A 16490-nucleotide genomic window follows, 5' to 3' on the forward strand; every position below is an offset into this window, starting at 1 on the left:
GGGGGATTATGAACATACTAAGTGATATCAAAAGCAAGGTTCAAACTAAAGAATTAATTTTAGAGTGGATTTTTATAATAATATTATGTATGGGGATAGTTATCTACTATGAGAAATTTTATATAAAATATTCATCTGTAACCGGAATTAGTGTAGTTATATTATTAAATATTCTAAAGTTTTGTGATAAAGATGATGAGAGTATTTTTGGAAATAGAAAATCTATATTTACTTTTATTTTAGCTTACATTATAACATTATACCCAAACAAAATATTTATTTATTTATTACCCTTTATAGGAAGTATTTTCACATTAACTTTTGTAAGAATTATTATTATTATATTACCCATTTTCTCATGTTATTTTTGGAAAATTAAGCTCAGAGATTTCAACTGGAAACTTTCATTTAAGTGGTTAGCTATTATTATTGTGATTTTTTTTGCTTTATTGATGCCTGAATTGTACAAGTATGGAACTTCATTATTTATGTATAGGAATTTTTCATCTTTATTTGATTATATTTTTAATATAGTTATGGCGTTAATCTTTAATGCAGGTTTTGAAGAGATTATTTTTAGGGGATTTTTAATTTCGGCCTTAAAATCATTTCAATTAAGTGATACGAAAGTAAATATTATACAATCAATACTTTTTGGAATACCACACCTATATCTAGTTTCTTCTCCTCTAGGGATCTGTTGGCACATATTAATTGGATATATTTTAGGAAAAGTATATTTAAATTCTAAATCACTTACTCCAGGTATAATATTGCATTTACTAATTAACTGGGTATAGAAAATTAAAAGGAGTTGAAAAATTATGTATAAAGAAGTTCTTAAATTATTAAAATGTCCAAAATGTAATCAGAAATAAAAAGAGCTCATATTGAAGCAAATTTTAATAGTACAGATGTAATAACTATTGGAGAATCAATAGGAGAAAAGTCTGATTCTGATTTAATTCCTTTTGAGGGAGAATGGTTTGGGGTTGTTGTTGTTAAATCTGTAAAATAATGAATTTACAGATAATTTATATTAGGTTAGGGGATAGGTATATGAAAAAAGCGGCTATTATGATATTTCCACAATTCTGTATGCAAGAAATAAGTTGTCTTACAGAAATATTTAAGTGGTATGATAAAGAAATTACGGTATTTGCATCCTCTTTGAGTCCAGTTAATAGCGAAGATGGATTTAAAATATTACCACATAAGACATTTTCAGATTTTAATCGTGATGAATATGATTGTATAATTACTCCTGGGATATGGGACTTTAGAGAGGCATTAAATGATGATAAAAATATTGAGTTTTTGAAACAGTTTTCTGATGATAAAAAAATAGTTATTGCTAGTATATCAAGCTCACCAATTTTACTTGGAAAAGCAGGTTTATTAAAAAATCATAAATTTTGTTGTGGATTATTTGAAGAAGATATAGATAAATATTCTTTTATACCAAGAGAAAATATTATTAGAAAGCCAGTATGTGAAGATAAAAATTTAATTACTGCAATAGGATTTGCATTTCGTGAGTTTGCAGTTATGGTGGCTAGAAAAGTTGGTATAGACTGTGATGAAAATATTTTTGCACCAGTGGCTCGTGAATATAGTGAAGAAGAACTTATATTTCATATGCCACATGAAGTTATTAATTAATAAGAAAAAATATAAGCTATTAATATATGGTAAGTAATCAGATAGATTAATAGGAGGGGAATATTGATTTAGATTTAATAAGCAAGGGAGAAGATTACAATAAACTTGCAAAAAGTTATATTATTTTTATATGTACTTTTGATTTATTTGAAAAAGGAAGACATAAATATACATTTGAAACAGTATGTAAAGAAGATAATAATATAAAATTAAAAGATGATACTAATAAGATAATATTAAATACAAGGGGTGTAATGAAGGATATAAGTGATGAACTTATTGAATTCTTAAGATATGTAGAACAGTCAAATGATAAAACAGCAGAAGAATCTAAAGGGACTCTTGTTAAAAATGTACATAAAAAAGTACTTAAAGTTAAGAATAGTCAGAATGTGGAGGTGGAATTTATGACACTTTTAGAACGTGATAGAGAGAAGATTGAAGAAGGAAGAGAAGAAGGAAGAGAAGAAGGAAAAATAGAGGAAAGATTTGAGATAGCAAAAGAAATGCTTAAAGATAATGAGCCAATTGAAAAAATAATTAAATATTCAAAACTTAGTAAAGAAGAGATTTTAAAGATTAAACTATAAAGGAAACCTTTTTAGGTTTCCTTTTAATTTTGTTAAAATATGTATATAATATGAAGAAGGTAGCTAATAAAATATTAAATATTTTTATTAATGAGAAATAGCAATAATGTGCCATATATAATAGTGATGGAAAACTAATATTAAATGATAATATTGTAGTAGATTCATTATAATTAATATAAAAGTGAGTTAGTTCATTACTATACTAGGGTATAAAAGAATAATATATTAGTTTAAATAGGTGAAGAAAGTGAACAGATTTGAAAAAATAGAAAATGATAAAACAATAATTGAAGTTTATAATAAAATATCTGAATTTGAAGATTTAGATAAAGGATGGGCTCATCATAACTTAGAACATGTTAAAAATGTTGCTCATTTAGTTGAATCTTTATTAAAGAAATTAGATTATGATGATAATTTTATAGAGGAAGCAAAAATAGCAGCTATTTTACATGATACTGGTGCAATAGAAGGAAAAAAGAATCATGCCATAAGAAGCTATAATTTTGCAAAACAGTACTTTGAAGGTAATAATATTATATTAGAAAATAAGGAGTTAGTTTTAGAGGCAATAAAGATTCATAGTGATGGATTTGATAGTGATAATATCATTGCATTAACTCTAATTTTAAGTGATAAATTGGATATAAAATACACTAGGGTAGCAAAAGAAGGATATCATGTAAAGGGAATGAAGGAGTTACAATATATTAAAGATATTTTAGTTGATATTAATAATAATGATTTTGAAATTAAATTCATTTGTGATGATAAAATTAATAAAAATGAATTAGAGGAATTTTATTTCATAACAAAGGTTTTTAATGCGATAATAACTTTTTCGAAAAAAATGAAATTAAATGCCAAAGTACTATTTAACAATAGTGAATGGGAATTATTTAGAGAGATGTTGGAAAGATAGAAGTTTAAATGCTGATTTAAAATATATAATCGATATTTAGATTTATTAATCGATTATAAGGAAAAGTAATTTATTTGTTAATTTTTGGGCTATAATTAATATAGATATATTTATTTTGAAAGGAGGTTTATATATAATGAATAAAAAATTGACATTATCAATAGTTACATTTAGTGGAATAGTTGCACTTTTAACTGGTGAAATGGAATCTGGAATTATATATTTTGGCAATATAGCTTTGATTTACTTAGGTTGTTTATATGTATCAATTAAAAAGAAAAATAATGCTGTAAATACAATTAAATAAAAATGATTTATAAATAAATTATAGATGCTAATGCATAGCATAAACATAAGGAAAGTTAAGAATTTCAATTTATAAAATTCATCTAGATTAATTAAAATATCATTAGCTATATAAAGAGGCGTTTAGTGGGGTGATTTTATGGAAATAATTTCGATTGATAAAAATAAATATAAGGGATATAAATTTACAGCTAAATATGTAACTGATAAATATTATGATGTTATATGTTCTGAGAGTGGCTTTAACCTTGAATTAAAAATGTTTGAAAATAGTAAAACTAAAAAGCAGTTTAAAGATGAATTGTTTTCTGAGTGGTTAGAGGATCCAATTGTATTTGGAATTATTGAAAATGATATTCTTGTTGCTTTTATTGAAGGTAGTACAGAAGAATGGCACAAACTTTTTAGAATCAGTAATATTTTTGTCAGTGAGAATTTTAGAAGAAGAGGAATGGCAGATAGATTAATAGAAAAAATGATTGAATATGCCAAAATATTAAATAACTGTCGAGGCATTATTCTTGAAACTCAAACTTGTAATTATCCAGCTATACAACTATATAAGAAACATGGGTTTAAACTTTCAAGGATAGATATTAATGAGTATACAAATAATGATATTGAAAATAGGGAAGTACGAATAGACTTATTACTAAAAATATAAATTTATATTATTTGGGAAGATGGAAGAAAATAATTTAAAAGGGAGAAAGATATATGATAATGTTTTGGAATCAAAAAGAGGTTTTGGTTAGTTCTGATTTACAAAGGTTTAATGAAGTACGTGATATACTTTCTGCAAATGGAATTAATTATAAATATAGAGTAGTTGACAATACTAGTCCAAGCTTTTTTGGATCATCTAGACGAGCAAGAACTGGTACCTTTGGTGAAAATATTAATTATTCAAAAACATATTATATATATGTTCATAAGAATGATTATGATAATGTCTATGAGTTATTAAAAAAATAACTTTAGGATGCTTTAAGGGGGAAGCTATATGTTAAAGGAAATTAGTAAAAATGACATATCTAGTGCAGTCGATTTTGCTTGGGAGTTAAGTAAAATGCCAGAAACATCAAGTTATCCTTTGTATAAGGAGAAAAGAAAGCTTGAAGAAAATTTCCAAAGGAGCTTGTTAAAAGATAATAATATATTGCTTGGATACTATGAAAATAATGAACTTATTGCAGTAATTAACTTCTTTTTTATTGAGACTGAAAAATATCTTCAGACTACTGGGGTTTATATTTCTTCAAAATATAATGAAGTTATAGATGATTTAATGGTTATGTTAAAAAGTAAGTATCCTAATTATAGAGCTTTGTTTGGTTTTCCCAAAGAAAATATAAAAGCTAATAATTATTTTATTGAAAATAGCTATGAATGTATAGATTCTTGTTTAGATATGAGATTGAGCACAGCTGACTTTAAAGGAAGAAAATGCAATGATAATATTTTTAAAATCTGTAAATCTGACTTTGATTCTTATAAGCCTTTTCATGATAAGCATTTTCAAGGGATTTACTGGACAAGCAACCGGTTAAGAGAAGCATTAGATGATTGGCATATTTTTGTTTATAGGAAGAAAGGTATTATAGAAGGTAGTGTTTTTATTACAGAATGTGATGAAAACACAATAGAGGTTTTTGGACTTGCAGTTTCAGATAAGTATAAAGGAAAGAGGATTGAAGAGGCATTATTATCACAAGGGGTATATAAATTATTTAGCGAGAATCCTTCTATAAAACAAACTATTTTCTTTATTGATGATATTGAAGATGAAGAATTAGATATGGTGGGAAAAATTGGATTTAACTATTTTAGTAGTTATCGTTGCTATCAGGTAAGATTATAAATTTAACTGAGACTCTAAATCTTTGATTTAGTCAGTCGAAGTTACTCCTACGAAGGAATGTGAGTAGTGAGTTTCCTTTATAAGAAAGTTGACATCAAGTATTTATTAGGACTTATGATATTATTTTTAAAAGAAACTTTAAAATAAGAAGTATCTTATTTAGATTTTGAAGATAAATTGGATAAAAAAATTAATGAAGAGTAATGGGGGAGAGAGTTTGTATATTAAAGCATTATCAGAAAGTGAAAAAATACAGTTAAAACAAAGATCTAATAAAATAAAAGAGTTACAAGAGCAAGGGATATGCTTTGGGTGTTATAATTTTGAAACACAAGATATATTTCCAGGAGAAGGATTAATCATTTATGAAGATGATAAAGTAAGGTGTCAATTTGAAAAATTTCCACGGGCAACTGGTCAGACAACTATAGTAGCAAAAGATCATTATGAGGATATTTCTGAAATGCCACTAGAATTAGGGACTCATATATTAAAAATATCAAATGCAATTATAAAGTTGCATAAAGAAATTATAGGGGCAGAAAAAGTATACATGTGTACATTGTGTGATGGTAAAAGAAATCACTTACATTTTTCTTTATTTCCACGATTAAAAGGTGAGACAATTGGTTTCAAAAACTTTGTCAAAGAAGATGGTATTTTAATGGATTATCATGAAATTGTTGAAATATATAAAGAAAAAATAAAGAAGTTATTATAATTATATAAAATATAGATACTAAACTTATATAAATATTTTGCTCCACTAAATCTTACAAATGAGAAAGAGTTAAGAAGATATATGATAATATTATAATTGTTATTAAACCATAGATTTATAATAATTTTAGAGGTAATTCTAGAAATATTATCCTAATTTAAATAATTCGATAGTCATAGTTATCCTCTAAAATATTATATCCTATTTTCTTATAAACTCCATTAGATATTGGATTTTTCTTGTCCACGAAAAGACTGCAGAATTTATTACCTCTACCTAGATATTCCTTGCTTAAGTTATATACTATAGCTAATCCATAACCTTTTCCTCTAGCTTCTTTACTTGAATAAACTAAGCTTACTGATACACCATTAACAAGCTGTCTTGTAGATGCTATCATCGCCATTGGTCTATGTTTCTCATCCTCGAAAATATAAATACTATTATTTTCAATTCGTGCATTTAATTTGTCTTTAAACTCCTCATAGGATATTTCTTTCTTTAAGGCTTCCTTTGCAAATTTTATGTGCCAATCTATTAATAATTTCTTATCTTCCCAGGTAGCTACTCTAAAATTTCCTTTAGGTAAAATAACATCATTATTAAGTTCAGTTATCGCCATAACATCCATAGCTAAATATTCTTTAAAAGCACATTTTGTTTTATATCCATAATAATCTATAAACTCGTCACAGATTTTTTTATTGGCATTAATGCCTTTTAAATCTATTCCATCTTTTATAATGTAATCAGCTAAGGATTTAATAGCATCCAACGTATCATTATCTAAATTATAAATTAAAAGATTATAAGGTTTGACATTAGCAAATATAAGCTTTGTATTCTCTTGTTCATCATCTATTCTTCCAAATATCAAATCCATATTAGTATCTTTTTCTTTGCTTACAAAAGCATTATGAAGAATTAATTGAGTTACAGACTATTTTTCTAAAAGTGATTCTTCATTTTCTTTTAAAAAACCTTGTACTGTATCGTATATCTTTATTTTCATATCCAAGCCCCCTAAAATTCAATTACTTAAAATACTACTAATTTCAACTATGACTCAATTATATATTATTTTTCTTTAATAGTATTCCCATGATTTTTCTATTTAATTTTTATGATATTGTATTAACAAGTATTCAGCTACTATAACTAATATCCATAATGTTAGTTTTAATGGACTATGATTCATGTAAAAATTAATTATATAAAGTAGAATAAAACAAATGAATGATTCTAATATTATGAACTTATATTTTTTAGGTTTGTTAAATAATTTTCTCATAAAATCCCCCTAACTTTAATTTTAAAAATAAAAACATAACACACTAAATATAACATATTTTACCAAATAGTGCTATTCAATTTTCTTAAAAACCACACTATAGTATATAATTATAGTGATTATACCCATAAAATTTTTAATATATGCTGAAAAGTGGAATTTGTATTGATATAAATCATTAAATTATGGAAAAATTATCTTTAAATAACATAATATTACTTGATTTATGTTATAATTAAAATAACTAAATAAAATGGAAGATTAAACATAGAGTTAAGGGTTCACTTTTACCATAATAATTTAAAAGTGTGGTAAGGAGGGTAAGAGTTTTGAAGAAAAGAGCTATATGTTTTGGAATATCAATTATAGCAATTTGCTTAATTTCATTTAGTGTTTATCAGTATAATAAAATTAATACTCTTAGAAGTATTTTGAAAAATACAATTAAATATCATATTGAAATGTTTGCATCAAGTCCAGTAAATTTAAATGATGAGCTTGCTTATTCTCAAAAATATGGGAATATTGTTGCGGCACAAAGTGCATATATTGCTTTAAAAGAAGGTAGGGATGTACCATCAAAAGGTTATGATATTAGTTTATCTAGATTATTTATAGAAATTAAAGGTATTATGATAAATAATGGAGAAAAGATTGCAAAGATAACTGATGATAGAGATATGAGAGAATTAATGTTAAATATAGCAAATAATATTGAAGATACAAATTCTATAGAAAGAATACTTGAAATAATACAGTAAATAATATAATAGCTAGTAGGATTTAAAATTAATATTCTTAAGCTAGAAGAAAAGTTGATAGAAATATGAAAGATTAATTCAAAAATATTTATAAAAAAGAGTGTATCATTTTATAGATACACTCTTTTGATATATAATTTATATATCAAATTTTGCATTACCAAGCCAACTTACAGTTTGTGGATCAGTATGAGAGAGGAATAGACTTTCCTTTGTGTCTAGTTGATAGATATTCTCCATATCCTCAAGACTTAACTCAAAATCAAAAACATTAAAGTTTTCTTCTATACGTTCTTTATGAACTGACTTTGGAATACATACAACATTACGTTGAACAAGCCAGCGTAAAATAACTTGAGCTACTGATTTATTATATTTTTCACCAATACTCTTAAGTATTTCATTTTGAAATATGTTATTTTTACCTTCAGCAAAAGGTCCCCAAGATTCTATTTGCACACCTCTTTCTTCCATAATCTTCTGATCCTCTATTCTTTGGAAGAAGGCATGAGTTTCTATTTGATTTACAGCAGGAACAACGTCATTATGATCAATTAAATCTATTAGTCTATCTGGATAGAAGTTACATACACCAATTGCACGAATCTTTCCTTCTTTATAAAGTTCCTCCATAGCACGCCATGCTCCATAATAATCATTAAAAGGTTGATGAATTAGGTATAAATCTAAATAATCTAATCCTAAACGATTAAGAGATTTTTGAAATGCTTTCTTTGTACTTTCATAGTTTGCATCTTGAATCCAAAGTTTAGTAGTAATAAATAATTCTTCACGTGGAATACCACTTTTTTTTATGGCACGTCCAACTGCTTCTTCATTCATATATGCTGCAGCAGTATCAATTAAACGATAACCAGTCATTAATGCATCGTAAACTGCTTGTTCGCATTGTACAGGATCTTCAATTTGATAAACACCAAATCCTAAAATAGGCATTTCAATACCATTATTTAAAGTTACATTTTTCATTATAATCACTCCTAGTTTTTTCTAGTATTGGATTTACGAGGATAAATATCTCGTGATATAATTACTTTAATAGATTAGAGTAACTCGAAGTCAAGAGTTTTTTTTAGAAAGTGAGAGATTTTATGTATACAGTAAAAGAAGTAGCTAAATTAATGGATTTAACAGAACATACTATTCGCTATTACACTGATAAAGGTCTTATACCATCGGTTAAACGTGATAAAAATAATAATCGATTATTTGATGAAGAGTCGCTTAATTGGTTAACGGGTGTAAAATATTTAAAAGCAACTGGAATGTCTATTGAATCTATAAAAGAGTATGTTGATTTATGTCTTAAGGGGGATTCTACTGTTCCAGAGCGGTATGAAATTATTTTAAAGCAAAAAGAAATAGCAGAGACTCAATTAGAGGAAGCAGAAAAGCGTGTTAAGTATATGAAACAAAAAATTAAACATTATTCTGACATTGTGAATAATAAAATTCCTGACGATACTAATCCAGGTCAATGGGATAAAAATTTTACATCTAAAATATCATAAATTTATAATAAGTTAATAAAGATAAGAAGTGTAAGATTTATTTAGAATGTAGTAAATATTAATAATATAGATTGGGGATAGAATTTATTGAAATACGAAGAACTAATATTAAATCTAGAAAATGAATTATTAAAACCAGAGATTAGAAAATCAACTGAAAAATTAAGAGAATTGCTATCAGAGGATTTTATAGAATATTGTAGTTCAGGAGTTATTTATAATTATAATATTGACGACACTTTTTATGAGGAGAATGTAGAATTTAAAATAATAGATTTTAATTCAAGAAAATTATCAAATGATTGTATTTTAGCAACATATAAGATAAATAAAATCTATCATAATGACAATACTGTAAAAAGTTCACTTAGAAGTTCTATTTGGAAGTTGTATGATAACAAATGGAAAATGATATTCCATCAAGGAACAATGGTTAAATAGATTTTTAGTTAGAATAATGGAGGGTATATATGAATAGAATTTATTTTGTGAGACATGCTAAACCTGATTTTTCAGTAAAAGATGATCTATTAAGACCTTTAAGCGAAGAAGGAATTAATGATAGTAAAAAAGTAACTGAATATTTAAAAGATAAGAATATAACTAAAATATATTCAAGTCCCTATAAAAGAGCAATTGATACTATAGGGGATTTTGCGGCTAATTTAAATATGGATATTAAAGTAGTTGAAGATTTTAGGGAAAGAAAAATAAGTAGTGAATGGATAGAAGAATTTAATGGATTTTGTGAAAAACAATGGAGGGACTTTAATTACAACCTTAATGATGGGGAATCTTTAAAAGAAGTACAAGATAGAAACATAAAAGAATTACAAAAAATTCTTAATGAAAATGAGGAAGAAAATATTGTGATAGGTACACATGGAACTGCATTAAGTACAATAATTAATTATTATGATAGTAATTTTAATCACTCTTCCTTTAATAAAATTAAAGATGTAATGCCTTTAATTGTAGTATTTGAATTTGAAGATATTAAATTGAGAAATATAAATTACATTTTAGAAATTTAATTTAAAAAATTTATTAAAGAAAGAGGACAAGCAAAATATATAAATATATTTAATATGGGAGGGATAATAATGGAAAATAAATTTGAACTTTTATGTAGTGATAGTAATAAGGCATTAAAAATCAATGCAACTAGAGGAGAAGAATATGTAATTGAATCAGGGGCTATGGTTTCTATGAGTCCGGTATTTGAGGTTAAAGCTAAAACTGGAGGTTTAGGTAAAACATTAGGGAGAATGTTTTCTGGTGAAGGATTCTTTATTCAAAGATTTAGAGCTAAAGAAGATGGAGAATTAATATTAGCTCCTCAATTTTTAGGAGATATTAAATTAGTAGAAATGGATGGTAGCATTTCTTATAGACTTGGTCGTTCAACCTTTTTAGCATCTACTTCAGGAATAGATGTAACTACTAAATCTGGTGGGATAAGTGGTATGTTTTCAGGCGAGGGATTAATTCAAATGCAAGCTTCTGGAGTAGGAACTTTAGTTATTAGCTCTTATGGTGCAATTATTAAAAAGGAACTTCAGCCAGGTGAAACATATATAGTAGATAGTAATCATATGGTACTTTGGGATAGTAGAATGAAGTATAGCACAGAATTTATGTCTGGAGTATTTAGTTCAATTGCTGGTGGTGAAGGTTTAGTATGTAAATTCCAAGGACCAGGAGAATTATGGATTCAAACTAGAAATCCTGCAATGCTACTTCAAACCTCGAAATAAAGGGGTTTTGAAGTAATTCGTCAAAAATTCGTCAAAAATATTATTTAAAAAATTTTAGCTATAGTATTAGTAGCTTTATTCATCATATCATTAGTAACATGACTATAAGTTTTAATTAGTTGATTAACTTCATGACCTAATATTTCGGCAGCAGTTTTAAAATCAACACCATTACTTATTAAAAGAGTAGCATAAGTGTGTCTCAATTCATGAATAGAAATATTTGAAATTTTTCTTAATTTGTGATTAAGATTATAAATTTTAGTTTCATTGAATGGTAATATTCTATTGTGTATATCTGTAATTGAGATTAAATGGTACTCTTTTAATTCTTTTAAAGTATTTTTAGGAATAGGAACAACTCTAACAGAGTTATTAGATTTAAGACTACCAAAGCCATAAACTTTTTTATCAAGGCGCTTCCATTGTTTGTTAATATTAAGAGTAGAATTTATTTCATCAATATCATTCCATGTTAATCCTAATATTTCACCAGCTCTTAAACCACAACTTCCAGCTAGTAAAGAAATAATATAATAATCAGAATCTATATTCTTTAAGTTTTTTAGTAGTAAATCTAACTCTTTTTTAGTTAGAGCTTTTTTATTTATTTTTTTCTCTATTTTAGGTAGGGTAATGTTGTTAATCGGATTAGTATAATTAGGGTTATAATTTTCTATATAGTATTTAAAAAATAAAGTTGAACGTTTAAGGTATTCTTTAATTGTTGAACTACTTAATTTAGTAGTTACTAAAGAATCTACAACTTTTTGGATTGAAACTTTATTTATATTAATAACCTTAATATCATTTAAAGATTCAAAAGCTTTAGCATAGTTGCTATAAGAACGAATAGTATTATATTCTTTATATAATTTAGAATGTTCGATATACTGAGAAGTTAACTCTTTAAATGTTATTGAATCATAGTTTTCATTTATTATATTTTTCTCATTTTCACGAGAGGTTTTTAATTCCTTTAAGGCTTTTTCAGCAAATGGTTTAGCTTCTTTTTTAGTAGAAAAACCTTGTTTAGATTTTTGTTTCCATTTACCATTCACTTTATAGCTAATTATATATTGCCAGCCTTTATCTTTCTGTCTGTAAGTAATGTTATATTCCATAAATATCATCTCCTTTTAGAATATATATTATTAACAATTTATAAAATAAATAGCTACAAAAGTAGCTAAGTATTTATTATTTATATTTAAATAGTCCACCTAAATCTCTTATTAAGCCTAAGCAAGGTTCAAATTGCAGATAATAGTTACCAACAAAGATACCCACGCCATATTGTCTTTTGAAATCTTCAATAAGTTCTTCAAAGAACTCTTCACTTATATTAAGGAAATCGGCTAGGTCATATCTATTATTACAACCTTGCTTCATTGCATGGACTATATCATCAGGTTCTATTAATAATTTGTAACCATATCTTCTAGCTTTTAATTCTTGTTTTCTGTTATTAATATCTTTTAAATCTGTAATATCACCAATTGTAAGATGGTAGTGTCCTAACTCTTCAGCTAGGACACATCTTTTTTCATTTGTAGTGGCTCTATCATTAATAAAAATTGTATCTCCAATACATTTACCACAAGGAGTATCAGTACCTAAATTTATTTCTACAACTGAAACTCCTTCTTCACTAGTTTTTCTTAGTAAATTATTATAATCTCTCATTATTAGAATCACCCTTAAGTATATGCTATTGTTTATTCTTTATATAATTATTAATTATGTCATTCATTCTATTTTTTTCTTCATCAGTAAGATTATCATCATGACAAGCTATAGGCATTAAATGCTCTTTTCCTTCTTCTTCCCATATTTGTTTTTCTTTCTTAGGAAGTTCGATAACTTTATTATCATCTATTGTATAGTCATTAATAAAAGTAAGTTCTTTAATTCTTTTAATAGCCTCGTCTTTTCCAACATTGTTTAATTTATTGAAATTATCTAATAATTCATTTTCTTTAGTTGGAGTTATTTTAAAGTCTTTTAAATTAATTGTAGTATGAATAGTACGCTTTTCAATTTCTAAATGATAATTTTTTAGAAAATCAGAATCACTAATTCCAGTTCCCATTGGAGCATCTTCTTTCATTAGCCATACAGGATTAACATTTATAGCTTTTGCTATCGATTCAAGTACAGGCAATTTAAGTTGAGATATTCTTCCACTTTCATATCTTTGGATAGTAGAACTAGCAACACCAACCCTATCAGCTATTTCTTGTAAAGTGAATTTTAGTTCCTTTCTTCTATTTTTAATCCTATCTCCAATTTGTTTATTATCCATAATAAATCTCCTTGTTTCTATATTATAAATACATTATATAACAAAAGTTTGCACTCTGCAATAACTTATCAAAAAAATAATAAAAAAAATTGCATAATGCTATTGACATTAAAAAATATGGTGCTAGTATAAAATTGCGTAATGCAAAAGGAGGTGTTTTTAAATGGTTAATACTTTAAAATTAAAAGCTAGAATGATTGAATTAGGACTAAACCAGAAAGATGTTGCAAAAGCTTTAAATATTGCTCCATCAACAGTAAGTCAGAAAATAAATAATATACGACCTATGTATTTGAAAGAAGCAGATTTATTAGCAGATTTATTAAAAATAAATACAATGCAATTGGGAGAATATTTTTTTAGTTCAAAAATTGCGTAGAGCAAAAACGGAGGGTGAAATGAATAAACAAATTGAACAAAAATTATCAAGTAGGGAAGTTGCAATAATGATGGAAGTTGCACATGGAGATTTATTAAAGAAAGTTGATAAAATCAATGAAGATTTGAAGAAGGAAAAAATCCCTTGTTCAAAATATTGGGTAGAAAGTAGCTATAAACAATCAAATGGTAAATCAAATAGGGAATTCCTAATCACTAAAAGAGGTTGTGAATTCTTAGCTCATAAGACTACTGGAACTAAAGGAAATTTATTTACAGATAGATATATGGATAGATTCGAACAAATGAAAGAAGTTATTTCAACTGGAAAAGTAAAAACAGTAAAAGTAGATAATTCACTTAAAGAAAAAGAAATTGAAGCAAGATTGAAAAATGCTAGAGCAAGAGAAGCTAACATTCTTTTAAAGATATGTAATAATCCTAATTTACCTAAAGAATATGTACAAGTCCTACAATCTAAAGCTACAGAGATAATAACAGGTCAAGCAATATTACCTTTACCAGTAGTTGAAAGAAAAACTTATTCAGCTACAGAAATAGGAGAAGAATTAGGGATAAGTGCTAATAAGGTTGGAAGTCTTGCTAATAAACATAATCTTAAAACAGATGAATATGGAAAGTTATTTCACGATAAGTCAAAGTATTCAAACAAAGAAGTAGAAACATTTAGATATTATGACAATGTAATTCCAATATTAGCTGAAATATTATCAAGCGAAAAAGCAAGTTAAAAAGGAGAAATTGCAATGGAGCAAACATTAATAAGTAGACAAAAATTAGCTGAAAGATGGGATTTTGATAATCCCAATTCTTTAATAAAGTATGAAAATGAAGGGATAATAACTAGAAATCCTAATTTTAAAGCTCCTAAGTATTATATGGAAGAAATATTAAGAATAGAAAGTTTAGGGAAAGTTAATCCTTTATCTCCATTAGAGCGTAAAAGACTAGAGAAAAGAATAGCTGAATTAGAGATGGAAAATCAAGCTATGAAAGAAAGATTAAATAATGGAAGGATAGCATTAGGATTCTAAAAAAAAGAATAAAAATTAAGGAGGATAAGCATGAGTAAATTAATACCAATGGAATTTAAAAATCAAAGAATAATGACAACTAAGGTTTTAGCAGAAGAATTTGGAACAGAGGAAAAGAATATACAAATGAACTTTAGCAATAATCAAAGTAGATTTAAAGAAGGAAAACACTTTATAGAATTAAAAGGACAAGCATTAAAAGATTTTAAAAATAGCTTACCCAATGAAATTGGGGAACCTTTAAAATTTGCACCAAAACTTATCTTATGGACAGACAGAGGAGCAGCAAGACACGCTAAGATTTTAGATACAGATGAAGCGTGGGAAGTTTATGAAGAATTAGAAGAAAGTTATTTTAATCCTAATAAAGGACAAGCACTTAATACTTCTGAATTATCTCCAGAACTTCAAATGTTTAATAAGATGTTTCAAGCATTAGCTAATAATGAGTTAGAGCAAAAGAGATTAAATAAAAAGTTAAAAGAGGTAGAAGAAGAAACGGGAGAATTAAAAGAAGAGATACAAGGAATTAGAGAAGCAGTAACATTAGAGCCTAACCAATGGAGAAAAGATACTGCAACATTAATTAATAAGATAGCAAATAAGCTAGGTGGATTTGAGCATATAAAACCTATTAGAGATGAAGCTTATTCATTATTAAATAATACTTATGGAGTAGATATAAACAGAAGGTTACTTAATAAGAAGAAGAATATGGCTCTTGAAGGTTGTAGTAAATCTAAAATAGATAAAGTTAATTACTTAGATGTTATAGCAGAAGATAAGAAGTTAATAAATGGCTATATAAATATAGTTGGTAGATTAGCAGTTAAGTATGGAATTAAATAATTAGGAGGTAATTTAATATGTCAAAGATGATAAAAACAACAGATACAGATGTAAAGGTAGATACTACAAAAATATTAGTAGTAGAAATAGGAACATTAAGTTTTGAGTTAGACGAAAGATTCCCTTGGATAGATGTTTATTTAGTAGGTGGTGAATCTAAAGAGTTCGTAACACAGATAGATGAAGAAAATATGCCCGTAATTGTAGAGCATGAAGAGTTAATAAGATATTGCTTAAATTGGTATTTTAACAATGTAGAGATAATAGCTAGTGAGGAATTAGAAAGAACTGCTCAAGAAGTACCAGTTCAAGAGCAGTTAGTAACATTAGAAGTTCTTAATAATGAATTAAATATCAATTTATCTCAAAAGCAATATGAAGAAATAGCAATACTTGATTTTTGCACACCAAAATACACAGCTTACGAGATATTGAAATTATTAAAAACACTATCAGTTATTTAATTTAATTGCAAGGTTGATACCTGCATCTAATAT

At 26.3% G+C, this 16490-nt stretch carries 25 protein-coding genes; 19 read left to right on the forward strand and 6 right to left on the reverse strand.

The window, feature by feature from the left end; translation table 11 throughout:
• The first annotated feature begins 8 nt into the window (after positions 1-8).
• The 9 genes from ACQPUY_RS07635 (at position 9) to ACQPUY_RS07675 (ending at position 6065) form a co-directional block, all read left to right on the forward strand.
• On the forward strand, positions 9-800 hold the full coding sequence (locus tag ACQPUY_RS07635; protein ID WP_430840547.1) for a CPBP family intramembrane glutamic endopeptidase: 792 nt from the start codon (positions 9-11) through the stop codon (positions 798-800).
• A 259-nt stretch (positions 801-1059) separates the two neighbouring features.
• Positions 1060-1662 carry a DJ-1/PfpI family protein gene (locus tag ACQPUY_RS07640; RefSeq protein ID WP_430840548.1) on the forward strand — a complete coding sequence of 201 codons (603 nt, stop codon included), beginning with the start codon at positions 1060-1062 and terminating at the stop codon, positions 1660-1662.
• 128 nt (positions 1663-1790) lie between these two features.
• Positions 1791-2252, forward strand: coding sequence for a hypothetical protein (locus tag ACQPUY_RS07645; RefSeq protein WP_430840576.1), 462 nt, complete (start codon positions 1791-1793; stop codon positions 2250-2252).
• 250 nt (positions 2253-2502) lie between these two features.
• Positions 2503-3177, forward strand: coding sequence for an HD domain-containing protein (locus ACQPUY_RS07650; RefSeq protein WP_430840549.1), 675 nt, complete (start codon positions 2503-2505; stop codon positions 3175-3177).
• Between the two features lie 136 nt (positions 3178-3313).
• Positions 3314-3484 carry a hypothetical protein gene (locus ACQPUY_RS07655; RefSeq protein ID WP_430840550.1) on the forward strand — a complete coding sequence of 57 codons (171 nt, stop codon included), beginning with the start codon at positions 3314-3316 and terminating at the stop codon, positions 3482-3484.
• Between the two features lie 138 nt (positions 3485-3622).
• Positions 3623-4147 (forward strand): GNAT family N-acetyltransferase, encoded by a 525-nt coding sequence (locus tag ACQPUY_RS07660; RefSeq protein WP_430840551.1) that lies wholly within the window; start codon positions 3623-3625, stop codon positions 4145-4147.
• A gap of 53 nt (positions 4148-4200) precedes the next feature.
• Positions 4201-4458 (forward strand): hypothetical protein, encoded by a 258-nt coding sequence (locus tag ACQPUY_RS07665; protein WP_430840552.1) that lies wholly within the window; start codon positions 4201-4203, stop codon positions 4456-4458.
• 28 nt (positions 4459-4486) lie between these two features.
• Positions 4487-5344 carry a hypothetical protein gene (locus ACQPUY_RS07670; RefSeq protein ID WP_430840553.1) on the forward strand — a complete coding sequence of 286 codons (858 nt, stop codon included), beginning with the start codon at positions 4487-4489 and terminating at the stop codon, positions 5342-5344.
• A 217-nt stretch (positions 5345-5561) separates the two neighbouring features.
• Positions 5562-6065, forward strand: coding sequence for an HIT family protein (locus tag ACQPUY_RS07675; protein WP_430840554.1), 504 nt, complete (start codon positions 5562-5564; stop codon positions 6063-6065).
• A 157-nt stretch (positions 6066-6222) separates the two neighbouring features.
• On the opposite strand, the gene ACQPUY_RS07680 is transcribed toward ACQPUY_RS07675, so the two are convergent.
• Together ACQPUY_RS07680 and ACQPUY_RS07685 are read right to left on the reverse strand one after the other, a co-directional pair.
• Positions 6223-6948: a GNAT family N-acetyltransferase gene (locus ACQPUY_RS07680; protein WP_430840555.1), complete on the reverse strand. Its 726-nt coding sequence runs from the start codon at positions 6946-6948 to the stop codon at positions 6223-6225.
• Positions 6949-7179: 231 nt separating this feature from the next.
• Positions 7180-7356, reverse strand: a complete 177-nt coding sequence (locus tag ACQPUY_RS07685) for a hypothetical protein (protein ID WP_430840556.1) — start codon at positions 7354-7356, stop codon at positions 7180-7182.
• A 329-nt stretch (positions 7357-7685) separates the two neighbouring features.
• Here ACQPUY_RS07685 and ACQPUY_RS07690 point away from each other — a divergent pair, with 329 nt between their 5' ends.
• Positions 7686-8117 carry a hypothetical protein gene (locus ACQPUY_RS07690; RefSeq protein ID WP_430840557.1) on the forward strand — a complete coding sequence of 144 codons (432 nt, stop codon included), beginning with the start codon at positions 7686-7688 and terminating at the stop codon, positions 8115-8117.
• 138 nt (positions 8118-8255) lie between these two features.
• Here ACQPUY_RS07690 and ACQPUY_RS07695 read toward each other — a convergent pair whose 3' ends face one another.
• Positions 8256-9107, reverse strand: coding sequence for an aldo/keto reductase (locus ACQPUY_RS07695; RefSeq protein ID WP_430840558.1), 852 nt, complete (start codon positions 9105-9107; stop codon positions 8256-8258).
• A gap of 122 nt (positions 9108-9229) precedes the next feature.
• Between ACQPUY_RS07695 and ACQPUY_RS07700 the strand changes: the two genes are divergently transcribed.
• From ACQPUY_RS07700 to ACQPUY_RS07715, 4 genes are all read left to right on the forward strand, one after another.
• Positions 9230-9649, forward strand: coding sequence for a MerR family transcriptional regulator (locus ACQPUY_RS07700; RefSeq protein ID WP_430840559.1), 420 nt, complete (start codon positions 9230-9232; stop codon positions 9647-9649).
• Between the two features lie 87 nt (positions 9650-9736).
• A complete protein-coding gene (locus tag ACQPUY_RS07705) occupies positions 9737-10090 on the forward strand; it encodes a DUF4440 domain-containing protein (protein WP_430840560.1) in 354 nt (117 codons plus the stop codon).
• A 29-nt stretch (positions 10091-10119) separates the two neighbouring features.
• On the forward strand, positions 10120-10683 hold the full coding sequence (locus ACQPUY_RS07710) for a histidine phosphatase family protein (RefSeq protein WP_430840561.1): 564 nt from the start codon (positions 10120-10122) through the stop codon (positions 10681-10683).
• Between the two features lie 69 nt (positions 10684-10752).
• Positions 10753-11406, forward strand: a complete 654-nt coding sequence (locus ACQPUY_RS07715; protein ID WP_430840562.1) for a TIGR00266 family protein — start codon at positions 10753-10755, stop codon at positions 11404-11406.
• Positions 11407-11450: 44 nt separating this feature from the next.
• Here ACQPUY_RS07715 and ACQPUY_RS07720 read toward each other — a convergent pair whose 3' ends face one another.
• The 3 genes from ACQPUY_RS07720 to ACQPUY_RS07730 all read right to left on the reverse strand — a co-directional run bounded on the left by ACQPUY_RS07720 (position 11451) and on the right by ACQPUY_RS07730 (position 13711).
• Positions 11451-12530 carry a tyrosine-type recombinase/integrase gene (locus ACQPUY_RS07720; protein WP_430840563.1) on the reverse strand — a complete coding sequence of 360 codons (1080 nt, stop codon included), beginning with the start codon at positions 12528-12530 and terminating at the stop codon, positions 11451-11453.
• Positions 12531-12606: 76 nt separating this feature from the next.
• The gene (locus ACQPUY_RS07725) at positions 12607-13092 is read right to left on the reverse strand and encodes an ImmA/IrrE family metallo-endopeptidase (protein ID WP_430840564.1); all 486 of its coding nucleotides are present in this window, start codon (positions 13090-13092) and stop codon (positions 12607-12609) included.
• Positions 13093-13117: 25 nt separating this feature from the next.
• Positions 13118-13711 carry a helix-turn-helix domain-containing protein gene (locus ACQPUY_RS07730; protein ID WP_430840565.1) on the reverse strand — a complete coding sequence of 198 codons (594 nt, stop codon included), beginning with the start codon at positions 13709-13711 and terminating at the stop codon, positions 13118-13120.
• Between the two features lie 163 nt (positions 13712-13874).
• Here ACQPUY_RS07730 and ACQPUY_RS07735 point away from each other — a divergent pair, with 163 nt between their 5' ends.
• The 5 genes from ACQPUY_RS07735 to ACQPUY_RS07755 are packed head-to-tail and all read left to right on the forward strand — an operon-like array spanning position 13875 to position 16457.
• Positions 13875-14090: a helix-turn-helix domain-containing protein gene (locus ACQPUY_RS07735; RefSeq protein WP_430840566.1), complete on the forward strand. Its 216-nt coding sequence runs from the start codon at positions 13875-13877 to the stop codon at positions 14088-14090.
• Positions 14091-14109: 19 nt separating this feature from the next.
• Positions 14110-14841, forward strand: a complete 732-nt coding sequence (locus tag ACQPUY_RS07740) for a Rha family transcriptional regulator (protein ID WP_430840567.1) — start codon at positions 14110-14112, stop codon at positions 14839-14841.
• 15 nt (positions 14842-14856) lie between these two features.
• Positions 14857-15144 (forward strand): transcription factor, encoded by a 288-nt coding sequence (locus ACQPUY_RS07745; protein WP_430840568.1) that lies wholly within the window; start codon positions 14857-14859, stop codon positions 15142-15144.
• A gap of 30 nt (positions 15145-15174) precedes the next feature.
• Positions 15175-15993 carry an ORF6N domain-containing protein gene (locus ACQPUY_RS07750; RefSeq protein ID WP_430840569.1) on the forward strand — a complete coding sequence of 273 codons (819 nt, stop codon included), beginning with the start codon at positions 15175-15177 and terminating at the stop codon, positions 15991-15993.
• A gap of 17 nt (positions 15994-16010) precedes the next feature.
• Positions 16011-16457, forward strand: a complete 447-nt coding sequence (locus ACQPUY_RS07755; RefSeq protein WP_430840570.1) for a hypothetical protein — start codon at positions 16011-16013, stop codon at positions 16455-16457.
• Positions 16458-16490 lie beyond the last annotated feature (33 nt).

Origin of the sequence: Clostridium nigeriense, from assembly GCF_050585245.1 — a bacterium.
GTDB classification, from domain to species: Bacteria; Bacillota; Clostridia; order Clostridiales; family Clostridiaceae; genus Clostridium; species Clostridium nigeriense_A.